Below are 17,266 nucleotides of genomic sequence, written 5' to 3'. Positions count from 1 at the left end.
GGTCAGCTCTTCGCCCGACGCCGCCGCGACGACACGCTGCGGGAGCTGACCCCCCGCGAGCGCGAGGTGCTCGCCCTGATGGCCGAGGGGCCACGGCGAGCAGAGTCAGGTCAGGCCGGGCCGTCCGCCCCGCGCGGCCCGTCGGTGGATTCGGCGGTACGCAGCCAGACCGCTGTGTCGGCCGGCAGCAAGCCGTCGTCGAGCGGCCCGCTGGCCAGCAGCAACTCCCCCTGAGCTGGCATCGGTACCGGCGCGGCGGACAGGTTGACCAGGCAGGTGAAGCCCCCGCCACGGCTGAACGCCAACACCCCGTCCGGGGCGGGCAGCCAGGTCAGCTCGCCGTCACCGAGCGCCGGGTCGGCCTTGCGGGCCTGGATCGCCGCCCGGTACAGCTCCAGCATCGAGGCCGAGTCGCCGGTCTGCGCGCTGGCCGTCCGCTCCTTCCAGTCGGCCGGCTGCGGCAGCCAGGGCGCCGCGGCACCCTCGGGGCTGAACTCGAACGGCGGCTCGTCCCCGGCCCACGGCAGCGGTACGCGGCAGCCGTCCCGACCGGGGTCGATCCGGCCGGACCGCTCCCACATGGGGTCCTGCCGCATCGCGTACGGGATGTCCTCGACCTCGTAGAGGCCCAGCTCCTCGCCCTGGTAGACGTAGGCGGCACCGGGCAGCGACAGCGAGAGCAGCGCGGCGGCGCGGGCCCGGCGGGTGCCCAGCTCCAGGTCGGTGGGGGTGCCCTCGCGCTTGGCGGCGAAGCTGAACCGCGTGTCCGCGCGACCGTAGCGGGTGACGTGCCGGGTGACGTCGTGGTTCGAGAGCACCCAGGTGGCCGGCGCGTTGACCGGCGCGTGCGCGCTCAGCGTCCCGTCGATGCTCTCCCGCAGCGCCGCGGCGTCCCAGGCGCAGCCGAGGAAGTCGAAGTTGAACGCGGCGTGCAGCTCGTCCGGGCGCAGGTAGTTGGCGAACCGCTGCCGGTCCGGCAGCCACACCTCACCGATCAGCGCCCGGTCGGCGTACTCGTCGGCGACCCGACGCCAGCCCCGGTAGATGTCGTGCACGCCGTCGAGGTCGTGGAACGGGTGCGGCTCGTCCTCGCGGACCTCGGGCAGCGTCCCGTCCTTGACCAGGAGCCCGGCCGAGTCGATCCGGATGCCGTCCACGCCCCGGTCGAACCAGAACCGCAGGATGTCCTCGAACTCCTCCCGCACCCGGGGGTGGTCCCAGTTGAAGTCCGGCTGCTGGGGGGCGAACAGGTGCAGGTACCAGTCACCGGGGGTGCCGTCCGGGTTGGTGGTGCGGGTCCAGGTCTCGCCGCCGAACTCGCCGATCCAGTCGGTGGGTCGCTCGTCGCCGTTGGGGCCCCGGCCGGGCCGGAACCAGAACAGGTCCCGTTCGGGCGCGCCGGGTCCGCCGGCGAGCGCGGCCTGGAACCAGGGGTGCGCGTCGGAGCAGTGGTTGGGCACCACGTCGACGATGGTCCGGATGCCCAGCGCGTGCGCCTCCGCGATCAGCGCCTCCACCTCGGCCAGGGTGCCGAAGACCGGGTCGATGTCGCGGTAGTCGGAGACGTCGTAGCCGGCGTCCGCCATCGGCGACGGGTACCAGGGGCTGAACCAGATCGCGTCGACGCCGAGCGCGGACAGGTGGTTCAGCCGGGACCGGATGCCGGCGATGTCTCCGATGCCGTCGCCGTTACCGTCGGCGAAGCTCCGGGGATACACCTGGTAGATCACGGCTCCACGCCACCACGGACTTCTGTCAGCTGTGGACACGAGCACCTGCTTTCTGCGTCAGTACGTCGGCGGGTTCGCCGGACCTGGTCGTGTGTCGGGCGAACGGTCGTTGTTCGCCGCGCGGAAGGATGCGGTGGTGGTTATCCCTTGATGCTGCCCGTGGTCAGACCGGACATGATGTTCCGTTGGAAGATCAGGAAGATGATGACCGTCGGGATCGCGGCGATGACCGACGCGGCGATCACCACGTTCATCGGTGTGCCGCCGGCGAAGGTGTAGATGCCGACGCTCACCGTCCGGGTCTCGGGCGAGGGCATGACCAGCTTCGGCCAGAGGAAGTCCTTCCACACCGCCGTCACGGCGAAGATCGAGACGACGCCGAGGATGGGACGCGACAGCGGCAGGATGATCGACCAGAGCGTACGCAGCGACGACGCCCCGTCCATGAGGGCGGCGGCCATCAGCTCCTCGGGGATCGAGTCGAAGAACCGCTTCAGCAGGAAGATGTTGAACGCGTTGGCGACCATCGGCAGCCAGATGGCGAACGGCGAGTCCAGCAGGTTGATGTGCAGGATCGGCAGGTCGAGCACCGTCACGTACTGCGGCACGATGAGGACCATCGCCGGGATCATCAGCGTCGCCAGCATCAGGCCGAGGATCGCGTTGCCGAAGATCGGCCGGAGCTTGGACAACGAGTACGCCGCCGCGCTGTCGAAGACCAGTTGGAACAGCACCGCGCCGATCGCGTAGTAGAAGGTGTTGAACAGCAGCTTGGCGAGGGCCAGGTTGTTCCAGGCGTCGATGTAGTTCTGCGGCTGCGGGTCCTTCGGGAACAGCGAGGGTGGGGTCTGCGCGATCTCCTGGCCGGACTTGAGCGCGCCGGTGACCATCCAGTAGAGCGGGCCGAGGAACACGAGGGTGAACCCCGCCACGACGATGACCAGCAGCGTCCAGTAGATGACCTTGCCGCGCCCCCGGCTCAGCTGGGAGTGGGAGATGAGGGTCCGGGTTCCGGAATCCTGTGCCATTCCTCGCCGTCCTAGTCCTGTTTCGCAGTCAGCCGCACGTACACGGCGGAGAAGCCGGCCAGCACCACGAGCATGATCACGCCCAGCGCGGCGGCGCCGTTGAGGTCGTTCTGGAAAAACCCGTGCTGGTAGATGAGGTACGCCACCGAGGTCGCGGAGTCCTCCGCGCCCGCACCGTTGGCGAGGATCAGGGGCTCGATGAAGAGCTGCATGGTGGCGACGATCTGGAGCATCGCCAGGAGCGCGAGGATGAGCCGGGTCTGCGGGATCGTGACGTGCACGATCCGCCGCCAGATCCCGGCGCCGTCCAGCTCGGCGGCCTCGTAGAGCTCGCCGGGGATGTTCTGCAACGACGCCAGGTAGATGAGCACCGCGCCGCCCATGTTCATCCAGGTCGACGCGACCACCATCGCCGGCATCGTCATCTCGGGCGACTGCATCCACTGCGAGGTGGGCAGGTGCAGCGCCTTGAGGATCGCGTTGAAGAGCCCGGCCTCGCTGGGGTCGTACGCGTAGAACTTGAAGAGGAACAGCGCCGAGGCCGGCGGCAGCATCACCGGCAGGTAGACCAGGATCCGCAGGTACCCCTTGGCGTGGCGGAACTCGTTGAGCAGGATCGCCACGAAGAACGGCACCACGTAGCCGAGGGCGAGGGCGAGCACCGTGAAGTAGAAGGTGTTCTGCCAGGCCGTCCAGAAGCTCGGGTCGGCGATGATGCGGGAGTAGTTGTCCCAGCCCACCCAGGTGGTCTCGCCGCGCCGGGTCCGCTGGAAGCTCATGACGATGCCGCGGATCATCGGGTACCAGGAGAAGACGACGAAGCAGAGCACCGCCCCGATCAGGAACGCGTGACCGGTCAGGTTGTCCCGTACCTTGCGGCCGAGGCTGGTGCGCTGCGGCCTCGCCGAGTACGGCGACGGCGGGCGGCCCGGTTTCCTGCGGGTCTCCGGGACGGTGGTGATCGCCAAGGCAACTCCTGGGTGAGTCGGTGACGTCGACGGCGCGGGGTGAGGAGTGTGGGGGCCGGGTCGGCGTACCGGCCCCCACACGATCGGTCAGCTCTCGGCGGCGAGGAGCTGGTTGACCTTCTCCTCGGCGGTCTTGAGCAGTGCGTCGATGTTCGAGTTCGGGTTGGTCAGCACACCCGACATCGCGGCATCGAGCACCGCGTAGACGGCCTGTGCGTTGCGCGGCTCACCCTTGATCGGAACCGGGGTCGCCTCGAAGAGCGCGAAGTTCGTCGTGTCGACGTTCGCGTTCGCCTTACGCAGCTCCAGCTCCTGCTTCTGCGCGTCACTGCCGTTGGCGAAGAGCAGCGGCTGGGGCAGACCCACCGGGTAGTTCTGCGGCTTGGCCCGGACGTAGTCGAACTGGCCCTTGCCCGGGGTGAGCTTCTGGTACGCGACCCACTTCAGACCGGCCTTGACCTGCTCGGGAGTGAGGTCCTTCTTGAAGAAGTAGCCCTCGCCACCACCGAGCGTCCCCTTCGCCGCGCCGTCCTGGCCGGGCAGCGGAGCCATCGCCCAGTCCTGGAACTTGCCCTGGAACTGGCTGACGATCGCCTGGGTGGCGTCCGGCGCGCCGATGAACATGCCGACCTTGCCCGCGCCGGCGTTCGTCAGCAGGTCGCCCCACTGGAGCAGCTGACGGGCGCCCATGCTGTTGTCGCCGTACCGCATGTCCTTGAGGTTCTGCAGGACCTGCTTGCCCATGGGGTTGTTGAAGTCGGCCTTCTTGCCGTCCTCGCTCAGCACCTTGCCGCCCTGCGAGTAGAGCAGGGAGGTGAAGTGCCAGCCGCCGGTGTTGCCGGCGCTGTACTCGGAGTAACCGGCGATGCCGTTGCCGAGCGCGGAGATCTTCTTGGCGGCGGTCCGGACCTCGGCCCAGGTCTTGGGCGGGCTGTTCACGTCCAGCCCGGCCTGCTGGAACAGGGCCTTGTTGTAGACCAGACCCATCGAGTAGTTCTTCACCGGAACGGCGTAGAGCTTGCCGCCGTCGGTGAAGACCTCCTTGAGCGCCGGGTCGACGCTGTCCCAGGTCGGGACCGTGTCCTTGTTGGCGTACTGGCTGATGTCCATCGCCTGACCGGAGTCGAGCACCTGCTGGAGATCGGTCATGTACCCGTAGAACACGTCGGTCACGGTGCCGCCGGCGAGGCGGGCGGTGAAGTCCGGCGGGTTGTTGCACTGCTCGCCGACGCTGACGCTCTTGATGGTGATGTCCGGGTTCTGCTTCTGGAACTCGGCGACGTCGTCGTTCCAGTTCTTCAGCAGCTCCTTCTGGGCGCCGACCGGCTGGCAGTCGACAGTGATGGTGACCTTGCCGCTGGCGTTCGAGCCCTTGTCGTCGCTCTTCGTGGAGCATGCCGTGAGGCTGAGCCCCAGGCCGGCCACGAGCGCAACCGCCGCAGCCTTTCGGTAGTGCGGTACGGACATCTGTCCATCCCTTCGGGAACGGGTGACTCCAATGACCTTCGCTGATCTGCGGTGATACGACCTGACGCCCAGTAGCTGCGTCGGAGCCAGGTGTGAGTGGAGTCACTGTAGCGAGGCCGACTCATTTCGGCAAGGTATCGACGCTGTTCCGAAAGGACACGACGTGGTTACGACAGATGTTGGCAAGACGCTGAAAGAGGCCCGACTTGTTGGCTATTGATGGCCTATGACCGGTCATTCGGCCCGGTCGATGCCGACGGCAGCGAGCAACGACGAAAACGGCCGCCGACCGCGAGAGGCGGTCGACGGCCGAAGCGTCGTTCGGTGTGGTGCCTAGCGGCGGGGGGCGGGCGCGGTGGAACCCCGCACCACCAACTCCGGCTCGAACAGCAGCTCGTCCTGGAGGACGCCGGCACCCTCTATCTGGGTGACCAGCAGATCCACGGCGGCCTGCCCCATCGTCTCGATCGGCTGCCGCACAGTGGTCAACGGCGGATCGGTGCACGTCATGAAGGCGGAGTCGTCGAAACCCACCACCGACACGTCGGCCGGAACCGAACGGCCCAGCCGGCGGGCCGCCCGGATCGTGCCCAGCGCGAGCACGTCACTGGCGCAGATGATGCCGGTCACGCCCCGCTCGACCAACTTCGTCGCGGCGACCCGCGCTCCCTCCAACGAGAAGCTGGAGCGCTCGACGCACTCGGCGTCGCCCTCGTCCCAGCCGGCAGCCTGGGTCATCGCGTCGAGCTTGCGCCGGGACGGCACATGCCCCTCCGGGCCCAGCACCATGCCGATGCGTTCGTGCCCGAGCGAGCGCAGGTGCCCGTACGCCTGCTCCACCGCCACCGCGTCGTCGGTGGAGACCCGGGGAAACCCCAACTCGTCAACGCCGGCGTTGACCAGCACCACCGGAAGGCCCCGGTCGGTGAGCCGACGGTAGTGGTCGTGTCGGGCGTCGGTGAGCGCGTACGAACCGCCAGCGAAGATCACCCCGGAGACCTGGTGGTCGAGGAGCATCTCCACATAGTCCATCTCGGAGACGCCGCCGATGGTGCGGGCACAGAGCGCCGGGGTGTAGCCGCGCTGAGCGAGAGTGCCGGTGACCACCTCGGCCAGCGCCGGGAAGATCGGGTTCTGCAACTCGGGCAGCACCAGCCCGACCAGCCGGGCGCGCTCGCCGCGCAGCTTGGTCGGCCGCTCGTAACCGAGCACGTCCAGCGCCGTGAGCACTGCGGTGCGGGTCGCCTCGGAGACCCCGTCACGGCCGTTGAGCACCCGGCTGACGGTGGCCTCGCTGACGCCCGCCTTCTTGGCAACTTCAGTCAACCGCTTGGTCACGACCGCAATGATACGTCACCTGCATGAAAGAAATGAACAGCAGTCTGCCTGTCGTTTGCTGGTCGGCTGCCGCATTCTTCCCACCGCCGACCATTCCGACCGCCACGACCCGCAGTGGTGACGCCGACGCGATTCAGACGGTCATGATCGACTCGGTTTCAGTGATGTCGCGCGGTTTCAATGCCCCGGATACCCCGACTTCCCGCAACGCGAGTGGATCATGCTCCGCCGCCGCACGCAGGGCAGCGCGGGGCCCGGAGCGCGGTGGCCTTGGGTGAGGGCAGGGGTCAGGACAGGTCTTGTAGAGCGGTTTCGATGGCCCGGTGGAAGGTCGGGTACGCGTAGATCATGTGCCGGAGCTGACTCAACGGCACCGCCGCGTGCACCGCCACCACCAGCGCGGACAGCACCTCGCCGCCGGCCGGACCGGCCGAGGTCGCGCCGATCAGCACGCCCTGGTCGGCGTCCGCCACAACCTTGATGAAACCGTCGTCGCCGACCCGGTGGATCCAGCCCCGCGTCGAACTGCTCAATTTGGTGAAACCCACCTGCACGTTGATGCCGCGTTCGCGGGCCTGCTGCTCGGTGAGCCCGACCGCGCCGATCTCGGGCTCGGTGAAGGTCACCCGGGGCAGCGCGCGGTAGTCGGCTCGCGGGATGGTGCCTGCTGACCCACTCGATCCGCTGGCGGCCAGCGAACTGGACGCGCCCATCGCTCCGCCGACCACGCTGGAGGTGCCGCTGGCGTCCGCGCCCGCCTTCGCCTGCCGGGCGCGGGCCAGGATGTCGGCGATGACGATCCCCGCCTGGTACATGGCGATGTGCGTGAAGGCACCCTCGCCGGTGATGTCGCCGACCGCCCAGACGTGGTCGGTGACGTGCAGACGGTCGTCCACCGGGAGGTAACGCTGGCTGGCGTCCAGGCCGATCGTGTCCAGACCCAGCTCGGCGAGGTGGGCCTTGCGGCCGGTCACCACCAGCAGCCGGTCGGCGGTGAACTCCGCGCCGCCGCCACCGTGCAGGGTGAATCTGGTCCCGTCGTGCTCGACCCGTTCGGCGCGTACCCCGGTGTGGATCTCCACGCCGTCCGCGCGCAGCGCCGCGGCGGCGACCTCGGACGCCTCGGGTTCCTCGATGGCCAGCACACGGTCGAGCGCCTCGACCACCGTGACCCGGACCCCGAAGCGGGCGAAGACCTGCGCCAACTCCAGGCCGATCGCGCCGCCACCCAGCACGAGCAGCGTCTTCGGCAGTTCCTCGACCTCGATCGCCTGGTGGTTGGTCCAGTACGGCGTGTCGGCCAAGCCGTCGATCGGCGGCACCGACGGGCGGGTGCCGGTGCCCAGCACCACCCCGTGGCGGGCCTCGAACACCTGGTCACCGACGCGGACCCGGCGTGGACCGTCGAGCCGACCGCTGCCCCGCACGAGTCGGCCACCCTTGCCGACGAACCGCTCCGCAGCGACAGTGTCGTCCCAGGTGTCGGTGGCTTCCTCGCGGATCCGCTTCGCCACCGGTGCCCAGTCCGGCTGGACCTGGGCCGTCCCGGCGAGCCCGTCGACCCGGCGAGCCTCGGCGAGCGCGTTTGCGGCTCTGATCATCATCTTGCTCGGGATGCAGCCCCAGTACGGGCATTCCCCGCCGACGAGATCCCGTTCGACGCCGACCACGCTCAGGCCGGCCTCGGCAAGTCGCTCGGCCACCTCCTCGCCGCCGACCCCGAGCCCGACCACGACCACATCCACCAGCTCCGGTTCCGCCACACCGAACAGCATCCCCCAGCGACACCACCCCAACCACCGGGGTCGCCGGAAAAGTCGGCACGCCCACCGGCCCCGGACGCCTACCGTGGCCGGATGCACGCACGCTTCGCTCCGGTCCGGGACTGCTTCCACGACCTGCTCGCCTCCGGCCGGGAAACCGGCGCCGCCCTGACCATCTGGTACGACGGGCAGCCGGTCGTGGACCTGACCGGCGGCTCCCGCAGCGGCCACGGGCCGGGCGGCGAGCCGTGGCTGCCGGACTCGCTGGTGAACGTCTACTCGGTCGGCAAGCCGGTGGCCGCGCTCTGCCTGTTGCTGCTCGTCGACCGGGGCGCTGTCGATCTCGACGCGCCAGTGGACCGGTACTGGCCGGAGTTCCGCACTCCCGCCACAGTGCGTCAGGTGTTGTCGCACACCGCCGGCCTGCCGGCCTTTCCGGTGCCGCGACCGGCCAGCGCGGTCGCCGACTGGGCGCTGCTCACCGGCGACCTGGCCGCCGCCGACCCCGAGTGGTCGCCGGGCACTGTCGCCGGGGAACACGCCTGGACGTACGGGCACCTGGTGGGCGAGGTGGTCCGCCGCGTCGACGGGCGGTCGGTGGGCCATTTCCTGGCCGAGGAGATCGCCGACCGGTGGCAGCTCGACCTCGGCTTCGGGCTGACCGAGGCGGACCAGTCGCGCTGCGCGGACCTGCGGTACGGCGACCCGGGGTGGCCGACCCGGGCGCTCGGTGAGCCGGGCTCGCTGCGGGCCCGGGCGCTGGGCAACCCGGCCGGCGGGCTGGACCTGGCCGTGCTGAACAGTCCGCTGTGGCGGGGCGCCGAGATACCGGCCGTCAACCTGCACGCCACCGCTCCCAGCCTGGCCCGGCTCTACGCCGGCCTGCTGGCCGGTGGTGTCCTGGACGGGGTCCGGCTGTTCAGCCCGGAGCTGGTCGCGGAGGCGACCCGGGTCCAGTACGACGGGCCGGACCTGGTGTTGGATCGCGACGCCCGCTGGACGTTGGGTATGCAACGGGAGCCGGACGGCAGCTGGGGCACGGGCGGCATCGGCGGCAGCAGCGCGTGGGCCGACCCCGAGCGCGGCTACACCTTCGCGTACGCCACGGCGCACCTCGCGGAGCACGACCGGGTCGACGAACTGGTCGAGGTGTTGCACTCGGTGCTCTGATCAGCGCAGCCAGACGGGGTCGGTGCCGGGCACCGAGAGGGGCGGCGGGTAGTCGAGCGTCTGGCGCAGGGCCTCGGGCAGCCGCCACGGCTGGTGGATGGCCTTGCCCTGCACCGCGGCCAGCTCCGGCACCCACCGGCGCACGTAGTCGCCGTCCGGGTCGTACCGTTCGGCCTGCCGGACCGGGTTGAACCCCCGGTAGGGCTTCGTGTCGTTGCCGGTACCGGCGACCCACTGCCAGTTGCCGGAGTTGTTGGCCACGTCCCCGTCGAGCAGCCAGCGGAAGAAGACCGCCACCCCGGACCGCCAGTCCTGCCCGAGGTGCTTGGTCAGGTAGCCGGCGGTGATCAGCCGGGCCCGGTTGTGCATCCAGCCCTGGGCCAGCATCTGCCGCATCCCGGCGTCGACGATCGGCATCCCGGTGCGTCCCTCGGTCCAGGCCGCCAACGCGTCGTCGTCGTAGCGCCACTGCTCGGTGGCACCCCGCCGGTACGCCGCGGTCGAGATCTCCGGGAAGGCGGCGGTGACCTGGTAGTAGAAGTCCCGCCAGCAGAGCTGCCGGACGAACGGGCCGGACCGGTCGCCGGCGCGGTTCGCCACCGCCAGCGGCGACACGCAGCCGAAGCGCAGGTACGGGCTGAGCCGGGAGGTGTCGTCGCCGGCCATGTCGTCGTGCTGATCGCCGTACCGGTTCAGGTCGGGCAGCCAGTCGGTGAGCCGCTGGCGGGCGACCCGCTCGCCTCCGGTGGCAGCGTCGGGCGAGTCGCCGCTCGGCAGCGCCGGCAACCGACCCACGCGTACCCGGTCGGGCAGCGCGATCCGCCGAGGCGCGGCCAGCTCCTCGCGCCACCGGTTGGCCGCCCAGGCCCGGTGGTACGGGCTGAACACCCGGTAGTGGTCGCCGCCGCCACCGGGGCGCAACGCTCCCGGCTCGACAACCGTCAACCCGGGAAACAGGCGCAGGTGCAGCCCATGCCGCTCGCACTCGGCGCGTAGTCGCCGCTCCCGGCGGCCGGCGTAGTGGCTGACGTCGGCCGAGAGCGCGACGGCGGTGGCCCCGACCTCGTCGGCCAGCCGGATCGTCTCGGCCACCGGGTCGCCGTGCCGGACCACCAGGTCGCCGCCACGCTCGCGGAGTTGGTCGCGCAGGTCGGCGAGGGCCTGGTGCAGGAAGCGGGTGCGGTTGGCGGAGAGGTCGGCCAGCGCCGGGTCGAGCACGTACAGCGGCACCACCTGGTCGAACGCCGCACAGGTGGTGGCCAGCGCCGGGTGGTCGTTCACCCGCAGGTCGCGGGTGAAGAGCACGATCGCCGTACTCGCGGTCACCGGCTCTCCGGCTGGATCGTCGGCCCGGGGATGACGACCGGCGTACCCGTCGAGGTGAGCAGGGCCCGCGCGGCCACCGCCATCCGTCGCCGCTGCGGCACCAGGGCCCGCTGGACGAAGACGTCGTAGTCCTGCGCGGCCACCTCGTCGAGGATGCCGCCATAGAGGGCGTACGCGGTGCGCATGCAGGCCTGCGAGGCGGGCGCCAGCATGGTGATGCCCGGTGCGGCGGCGGCGTAGTGCGCCTGGGCGCGGGTCACCTCGTACTCGATCAGCTCGCGGATCCGGGGGGTGACACGGCCCCGGGCGCGGGCCTCGGCCAACTCCTCGCGGGTGACCCCGAACTTCGCCATGTCCTCGTCCGGCAGGTAGGTGCGGCCCCGGTCGAGGTCCTCGGCGACGTCCCGGATGAAGTTGGTGAGCTGGAAGGCGAAGCCGAGTTGCCGGGCCGGCTCCCGGGCTGCCACCGGGTCGGAGCTGCCCAGGATCGGCAGCATCATGGTGCCGATGACCGCCGCCGAGCCCTCCATGTAGTCGAGCAGGTGGTCGTAGGTCGGGTACGCGGTGACGGTCAGGTCCATCGCCATGCTCTTCAGAAACGACGCAAAGTCGTCCCGGTCGAGATCGAAGACGGCGATCGTGTGCAGCACCGCCGGCAACAGTGGGTCGTCGACCGGCGCACCGTGCAGACCGGCCACGAACTGGCTGGCCCAGCGGTCCAGCAGAGCGGCCCGCTCGGCCGGCGGCAGGTCCTCGGTGCTGTCGACGATCTCGTCCGCGTAGCGCGTGAACCCGTAGAGGGCGTGCACATGTCGTCGTTTCCACGCGGGAAGCAGGCGGGTGGCGAGATAGTAGGTGCGGCCGTGGCGTTTGTGCAGCTCACGGCACCGGTCATAGGCAGCGGTGAGATCAGTTTCCACCGGCCCTCCTCCATTATCGACGCACCAATCGACGCAACTCGTAGCCTAGGGTACGCTCAGCCGCATGGCCAACGACGCAGTTGCGGGCAACGTGACCCGCGTGGCGCCGGCAGGGCCGGCCGACGGAGACGATCCGGTCCGCGCCGTTCTGGCTGCTTATACCCACGATCTGGTCACGGCGGTCGACGAAACCCTTGACACGTTCCTCACCGCCGAGGTCGACACCCTGAACGAGATCGACGCGTCGATGGGCAGCTTCGCCGCCACCGCGCGGGAAGCCGTCCTGACCGGCGGCAAGCGGATCCGGTCCACGTTCGCCTACTGGGGCTGGCGCGGGGCCGTCGGCGGCACCGCGGCGCTGCCACCGGTGCTGCCCGCGCTGGCCGCGCTCGAGCTGCTGCACACCTTCGCGCTGGTGCACGACGACGTGATGGACGCTTCCAAAACCCGCCGTGGCCGGCCCACCGCCCACGTCGCGCTCGCCGAACAGCACGTCGCCGCCGGCCACCGGGGAGATCCCGGCCGGTTCGGTGAGGCAGTCGCCGTGCTCATCGGCGACCTCTGCATGGTCTGGGCCGACCAGTTGCTGGCCCACGCATCGGTGCCGTCGAGCCGGCTCTTCGAGGTGCGCCGCTGCTACGACCAGATGCGGGTCGAGACGGTCGCCGGGCAGTATCTCGACGTGCTCGGTGAGAACGACCCGGCCAGCTGGTCGGTCGACCGGGCGCTACGGGTGGCCCGCTACAAGACCGCCAGCTACACCGTCCAGCGACCACTGCTCTTCGGCGCCTGCCTGGCCGGGGTGCCCGCCGACGACCCGCTGGTCTCCGCGTACACCCGCTACGGCCTGGCTGTCGGCGAAGCGTTCCAGCTCCGCGACGACCTGCTGGGCGTCTACGGCGACCCGGCGGCCACCGGCAAACCGGCCGGGGACGACCTGCGCACCGGCAAGCCGACCACGCTGCTCACGCTGGCCCGTGAGCTGGCCACCCCGGCCCAGCTCGCGGCGTTGGAGCGGGCCGCCGACGGATCGGTCGACACGTTCGCCGAACTGGTCGCCGAGACCGGCGCGGTGACCCGGGTGGAGCAGATGATCGCCGAGCGGGTCAGCGACGCGCTGGCCGCGCTCGACGCCGCACCCGTGGACCAGACGGCGCGCACCGCGTTGACCGGGCTGGCCACCGCCGCTGCCAACCGGCGGGCCTGATGAGCGACTTGAGCGAGGAGGTGGTCACGTGCGGACGGTGACAGGACGGACGGACCGGGTGGTGGTCGTCGGGGCCGGGCTGGGCGGGCTCGCCTGCGCGCTGCACCTGGCCGGCAGCGGTCGACAGGTGACGGTGCTGGAACGCGAGCCGGTGCCCGGCGGGCGGGCCGGACGCCTCGGCGTGGACGGCTACGAGTTCGACACGGGCCCGACCGTGCTCACCATGCCCGACCTGATCGCCGAGGCGCTCGGCGCGGTCGGCGAGGAGCTGCACGACTGGCTGGACCTGACCCCGCTCGACCCCGCCTACCGGGCGTACTACCCGGATGGCTCGACCCTCGACGTGCTCACCGACACCACCCGGATGGCGGCCGAGATCTCCCGGGTGTGCGGGCCCCGGGAAGCCGACGGCTACCTGCGGTTCGTCGAGTACGCGCGAGAGCTGTGGCGGCTGGAGCGCACCGACTTCATCGAGCGCAACCTGGACGCGCCGACCGACCTGATCACCGGCAACCTGCTCAAGTTGCTCAGCGGCGGAGCCTTCCGACGCCTCCAGACGAAGATCAACCAGTTCTTCCGGGACCCGCGTACCCAGCGGATCTTCTCCTTCCAGGCGATGTACGCCGGCCTCGCGCCACACGACGCGCTGGCCATCTACGCGGTGATCGCGTACCTCGACTCGGTGGCCGGGGTCTACTTCCCACGCGGCGGTATCCACGCGGTCTCCAGGGCGATGGCCGGCGCGGCCGAGAAGCACGGCGTGCAGATCCGGTACGACACCACAGTGACCCGGGTGGAGACCGTCAACGGCCGCGCCACCGGCGTGCTCACCGCCGACGGCGACCTGGTGCCGGCGGACGTTGTGGTGCTCAACCCCGACCTGCCGGTCGCCTACCGGGACCTGCTTCCCGCCGCGCCGCAGCGCCGGCTCACCTACTCGCCGTCCTGCGTCGTTCTGCACGTCGGCTCCCGACAGGCCTATGCGAAGATCGCCCATCACAACATCCACTTCGGGCGCGCGTGGAAGGGCACCTTCGATGAGGTCATCCGACGGGGTGAGCTGATGACCGATCCGTCGCTGCTGGTGACCAACCCCAGCCGGACCGACCCCGCGGTGGCCCCACCGGACCGACACACCTACTACGTGCTCGCCCCGGTGCCCAACCTGCACCGGGCACCGTTCGAGTGGCGCGGCGACCTGACCCAGCGCTACACCGACCAGCTCATCGGCACCCTGGAGGAGCGCGGCTACGTCGGCTTCGGCGCCGGGGTCGAGGTGCTCCGGGCGATCACCCCCGCCGAGTGGGAGGAGCAGGGGATGGCCGCCGGCACCCCGTTCGCCGCCGCGCACACCCTCTTCCAGACCGGCCCGTTCCGCCCGTCCAACCTGCACCGCGACCTCTCGAACGTGGTCTTCGTCGGCTCCGGGACCCAACCCGGCGTCGGCGTACCGATGGTGCTCATCTCCGGCAAGCTCGCCGCCGGCCGGATCACCGGGGAAGGCCGATGAGCAGCCGTGAGAAGCACCTCGTCGAGCTCGTCGACGAGACCGGCACGGCCCACGGCGAGACGACCGTCGCGGCCGCGCACCAACCACCGGGGCAGCTGCACCGGGCCTTCTCGGTGTTGCTGGTGGACCCGGACGGCCAGGTGCTGCTCCAACGCCGAGCCGCCGCCAAGACCCGGTTTCCGCTGCGCTGGGCCAACTCCTGCTGCGGCCACCCCCAGCCTGGCGAGTCGCTCGCCGAGGCGGCCAACCGACGGCTGAGCGAGGAGTTGGGCGCGGGCCCGGTCGAGCTGACCGAGGTCGGCGTCTACGTCTACTACGCCGAGGACCCGGCGACCGGTCGGGTCGAGTTCGAGTACGACCACGTGCTGCGCGGCGAGTTCCTGCCCGGCGCTCCGCTGCTGCCCGACCCGGACGAGGTGGCCGAGCTGCGGTGGGCCGACCCCGCCGCGTTGGAGGCCGAGTTGAAGCTCGATCCCCGGTCGTACGCGCCCTGGCTGGGCGGGGTGGTGAACCGGCTGCTCCGCCCCGCGGAGTCCCGGTCGGGCGCAACCGGCCCGGCCATGACGCTGCCCGGATCGTCGGCGGATGACACGGCGGAGCGGTCGGGTGGTCGATGAGGCGCTGAGCGCGGGCGCCGTCGCACGTCGGTTGGGGGTCGCGGTGACGACCCTCCGCACCTGGCACCAGCGCTACGGGCTCGGGCCCAGCGAACACATCCCCGGTCACCACCGCCGGTACACACCCACCGATCTGGCCCGTCTCGAAATCATGCGACGACTCACCGCCGAGGGAGTGAGCCCCGCCGAGGCGGCCCGCTGGGCCCGCCAGGCACCGGACCCGATGCCCAACGGCACCGTCGCCCCCGCCCGGATCCACCCGACCGGCCGGGACGGCGGCGGCTCCATCCCGGTCGGCCGTGCCGGTCCGGCGGCCCGCGGCCTGGCCCGGGCTGCCATGCGACTGGACACGGCGGCGATCAGCGAGACGATCGCGCACGCCCTGGCCACCAACGGGGTCGTGGCCACCTGGGAGGGCCTGCTGCGCCCGGTGCTCGCCGGCATCGGCGAACGGCACGCCGCCACCGCCGGCCTGATCGAGGTGGAACACCTGATGTCCCGCTGCGTCTCCGAAGCGCTCGCGGCGGCCAGTCGGGCCAAGGTCCCCACCGGGCCGGCCCGGATCCTGCTCTCCTGCGCCGACGAGGAACAGCACACGCTGCCGCTGGAAGCGTTGGCGGCAGCCCTCGCGGAGGCCGGCGTCAGCTACCGGATGCTCGGTGCCCGGGTGCCGGTGGCCGCTCTCGTCGAGGCGGTCAACCGGACCGGACCCGCCGCCGTGGTGCTCTGGTCGCACACCCGGGCCACCGCCGACCCGACCCAACTCAGCGCGCTGCTCGCTGCCCCCCGGCGCCCGTTGCTGGTGCTCGCCGCCGGCCCCGGCTGGCGAGCCGACACACTGCCCGCCGGGGTGGTGCGGCCGGTCGACCTGGCCGAGGCGGTCTCGCTCTCCACCGCCGTCCGCGACTCCCTGGACCAGTCGAGGCGTGACTGATCGCACTGTCGCCGGATCGCGGCGTGAACTACCGTCGGGCGGGTCCGCCTACCCCGACCCTCCGGGAGCGAGCAGATGCAAGCCCGCGCCATCCTGGCGTCCGTCCTCGCCGTGGCGCTGCTCCTGTCCGGCTGCGCCCAGCCAACCCGCACCATCACACCCGCCGCCGCTCCGAAGCCGGTGGAATCGACACCGCCGCCCACCCCGAAACCGCACCCCAGCGTCACCAAGCCGGCCAAGCCGCCACTGCGGCCGCTGCCGGCCAAGCTCCCCTCCGGCCTGGGGCGCAACACCGGCGTACGCCCGGTGGCCCTGACGTTCGACGACGGGCCCAGCCCGGCCTGGACACCCAAGGTGCTCGACCAGCTGAAGGCCGCCAAGGTGACAGCGACCTTCTGCGTCGTCGGTCGCGAGGCACAGCGTCACCCGGAGTTGGTCCGGCGGATCGTCCGGGAGGGACACCAGCTCTGCAACCACAGCTGGCGACACGACCTCGAGCTCGCCCGTCGACCCGTCGGCGAAATCCGGGCCGACCTGGACCGCACCAACAAGGCCATCCAGAAGGCCGTTCCCGGCGCGAAGGTGTCGTTCTACCGGCAGCCCGGCGGCCGGTGGACGTCGGAGGTGGTCAGGGTGGCCAAGGACCTCGGCATGCGTCCACTGCACTGGTCGGTAGACCCGCAGGACTGGGACAAGCCGACCGCAGCCACGATCGGCAAGCGTGTCCACGCCGCCACCCGGCCCGGTGCGATCGTTCTTCTGCATGACGGAGGCGGTGATCGGGCCGCGACACTCGCCGCATGCCCAAAGATGATCGCCGATCTGAAGCAGCGCTTCGGCATCACCCGACTCCGCTAGAACCGCCCTGACCTGCTGTTATTGCCCGTCCCAAGCCCCTGCCGACACCGATTTTGTCGACCGACGGAGCATCACGTATGCTTTCGAAGCCTCCGGCGGGGCCGGATGGGAGCAAGTCCGCTTGAAGTTGCGAGTGTGCAATGATGGCGGGGCCGCCCTCATCGTCTAGCGGCCCAGGACGCCGCCCTTTCAAGGCGGTAGCACGGGTTCGAATCCCGTTGGGGGCACGACCGGCGAAAGCCGGGGCAAGGCCGGTGCAAGCCGGAGCAACACAAGCTAGGTCCTGTGGAGCAGTTGGAGTGCTCGCCGCCCTGTCAAGGCGGAGGTCGCGGGTTCAAGTCCCGTCAGGACCGCAGCGCTGACGCCGCGCCCCGCGCGGCGTTCTGCGTATCGGAGCAGGTCGCCTTGCCGCCGGTTCGTCCGGTTGCCG

At 70.7% G+C, this 17,266-nt stretch carries 14 protein-coding genes, 2 tRNA genes and 1 pseudogene; 9 read left to right on the top strand and 8 right to left on the bottom strand.

Going from position 1 to position 17,266, the window contains the following annotated elements; genetic code table 11:
- Positions 1 to 90, top strand: a pseudogene (locus ABZ749_RS10450) (DNA-binding response regulator); the annotation flags it as partial.
- A 20-nt stretch (positions 91 to 110) separates the two neighbouring features.
- Here ABZ749_RS10450 and ABZ749_RS10445 read toward each other — a convergent pair.
- The 6 genes from ABZ749_RS10445 to ABZ749_RS10420 form a co-directional block, all read right to left on the bottom strand.
- Positions 111 to 1,730 carry a glycoside hydrolase family 13 protein gene (locus ABZ749_RS10445; RefSeq protein WP_357225632.1) on the bottom strand — a complete coding sequence of 540 codons (1,620 nt, stop codon included), beginning with the start codon at positions 1,728 to 1,730 and terminating at the stop codon, positions 111 to 113.
- A 140-nt stretch (positions 1,731 to 1,870) separates the two neighbouring features.
- Positions 1,871 to 2,758, bottom strand: coding sequence for a carbohydrate ABC transporter permease (locus ABZ749_RS10440; RefSeq protein ID WP_355004735.1), 888 nt, complete (start codon positions 2,756 to 2,758; stop codon positions 1,871 to 1,873).
- Positions 2,759 to 2,769: 11 nt separating this feature from the next.
- A complete protein-coding gene (locus ABZ749_RS10435; RefSeq protein ID WP_355004734.1) occupies positions 2,770 to 3,726 on the bottom strand; it encodes a sugar ABC transporter permease in 957 nt (318 codons plus the stop codon).
- A gap of 87 nt (positions 3,727 to 3,813) precedes the next feature.
- Positions 3,814 to 5,193 carry a sugar ABC transporter substrate-binding protein gene (locus ABZ749_RS10430; protein WP_357225628.1) on the bottom strand — a complete coding sequence of 460 codons (1,380 nt, stop codon included), beginning with the start codon at positions 5,191 to 5,193 and terminating at the stop codon, positions 3,814 to 3,816.
- A gap of 333 nt (positions 5,194 to 5,526) precedes the next feature.
- A complete protein-coding gene (locus tag ABZ749_RS10425) occupies positions 5,527 to 6,531 on the bottom strand; it encodes a LacI family DNA-binding transcriptional regulator (protein WP_357225626.1) in 1,005 nt (334 codons plus the stop codon).
- 287 nt (positions 6,532 to 6,818) lie between these two features.
- Positions 6,819 to 8,306 carry an FAD-dependent oxidoreductase gene (locus ABZ749_RS10420; RefSeq protein ID WP_357225623.1) on the bottom strand — a complete coding sequence of 496 codons (1,488 nt, stop codon included), beginning with the start codon at positions 8,304 to 8,306 and terminating at the stop codon, positions 6,819 to 6,821.
- 81 nt (positions 8,307 to 8,387) lie between these two features.
- Between ABZ749_RS10420 and ABZ749_RS10415 the strand changes: the two genes are divergently transcribed.
- Positions 8,388 to 9,464, top strand: coding sequence for a serine hydrolase domain-containing protein (locus tag ABZ749_RS10415; protein ID WP_357225621.1), 1,077 nt, complete (start codon positions 8,388 to 8,390; stop codon positions 9,462 to 9,464).
- On the opposite strand, the gene ABZ749_RS10410 is transcribed toward ABZ749_RS10415, so the two are convergent.
- Together ABZ749_RS10410 and ABZ749_RS10405 are read right to left on the bottom strand one after the other, a co-directional pair.
- Positions 9,465 to 10,790, bottom strand: coding sequence for a deoxyribodipyrimidine photo-lyase (locus tag ABZ749_RS10410; protein WP_357225618.1), 1,326 nt, complete (start codon positions 10,788 to 10,790; stop codon positions 9,465 to 9,467).
- On the bottom strand, positions 10,787 to 11,710 hold the full coding sequence (locus tag ABZ749_RS10405; RefSeq protein ID WP_357225614.1) for a phytoene/squalene synthase family protein: 924 nt from the start codon (positions 11,708 to 11,710) through the stop codon (positions 10,787 to 10,789). The genes ABZ749_RS10410 and ABZ749_RS10405 overlap by 4 nt, the downstream gene beginning before the upstream one ends.
- A 64-nt stretch (positions 11,711 to 11,774) precedes the next feature.
- Here ABZ749_RS10405 and ABZ749_RS10400 point away from each other — a divergent pair, with 64 nt between their 5' ends.
- From ABZ749_RS10400 to ABZ749_RS10370, 7 genes are all read left to right on the top strand, one after another.
- Positions 11,775 to 12,917, top strand: coding sequence for a polyprenyl synthetase family protein (locus ABZ749_RS10400; protein WP_357225610.1), 1,143 nt, complete (start codon positions 11,775 to 11,777; stop codon positions 12,915 to 12,917).
- Positions 12,918 to 12,945: 28 nt separating this feature from the next.
- Positions 12,946 to 14,427: a phytoene desaturase family protein gene (gene crtI / locus ABZ749_RS10395; protein WP_357203073.1), complete on the top strand. Its 1,482-nt coding sequence runs from the start codon at positions 12,946 to 12,948 to the stop codon at positions 14,425 to 14,427.
- Positions 14,424 to 15,044 carry an isopentenyl-diphosphate Delta-isomerase gene (idi, locus tag ABZ749_RS10390; protein WP_357225607.1) on the top strand — a complete coding sequence of 207 codons (621 nt, stop codon included), beginning with the start codon at positions 14,424 to 14,426 and terminating at the stop codon, positions 15,042 to 15,044. The genes crtI and idi overlap by 4 nt, the downstream gene beginning before the upstream one ends.
- Complete coding sequence (locus ABZ749_RS10385; RefSeq protein ID WP_357225634.1) at positions 15,034 to 15,978, top strand: MerR family transcriptional regulator; 945 nt, start codon at positions 15,034 to 15,036, stop codon at positions 15,976 to 15,978. Before idi ends, ABZ749_RS10385 begins: the two co-directional genes overlap by 11 nt.
- Positions 15,979 to 16,053: 75 nt before the next feature.
- On the top strand, positions 16,054 to 16,836 hold the full coding sequence (locus ABZ749_RS10380; protein ID WP_357225604.1) for a polysaccharide deacetylase family protein: 783 nt from the start codon (positions 16,054 to 16,056) through the stop codon (positions 16,834 to 16,836).
- 154 nt (positions 16,837 to 16,990) lie between these two features.
- Positions 16,991 to 17,063 (top strand) — tRNA-Glu (locus tag ABZ749_RS10375).
- 52 nt (positions 17,064 to 17,115) lie between these two features.
- A tRNA-Asp gene (locus ABZ749_RS10370) sits at positions 17,116 to 17,189 on the top strand.
- Positions 17,190 to 17,266: the final 77 nt, after the last annotated feature.

It is taken from the genome of Micromonospora sp. NPDC047753 (assembly GCF_040642735.1).
Lineage (GTDB): Bacteria > Actinomycetota > Actinomycetes > Mycobacteriales > Micromonosporaceae > Micromonospora.
This window is presented reverse-complemented; position numbering and strand designations above follow the sequence as displayed.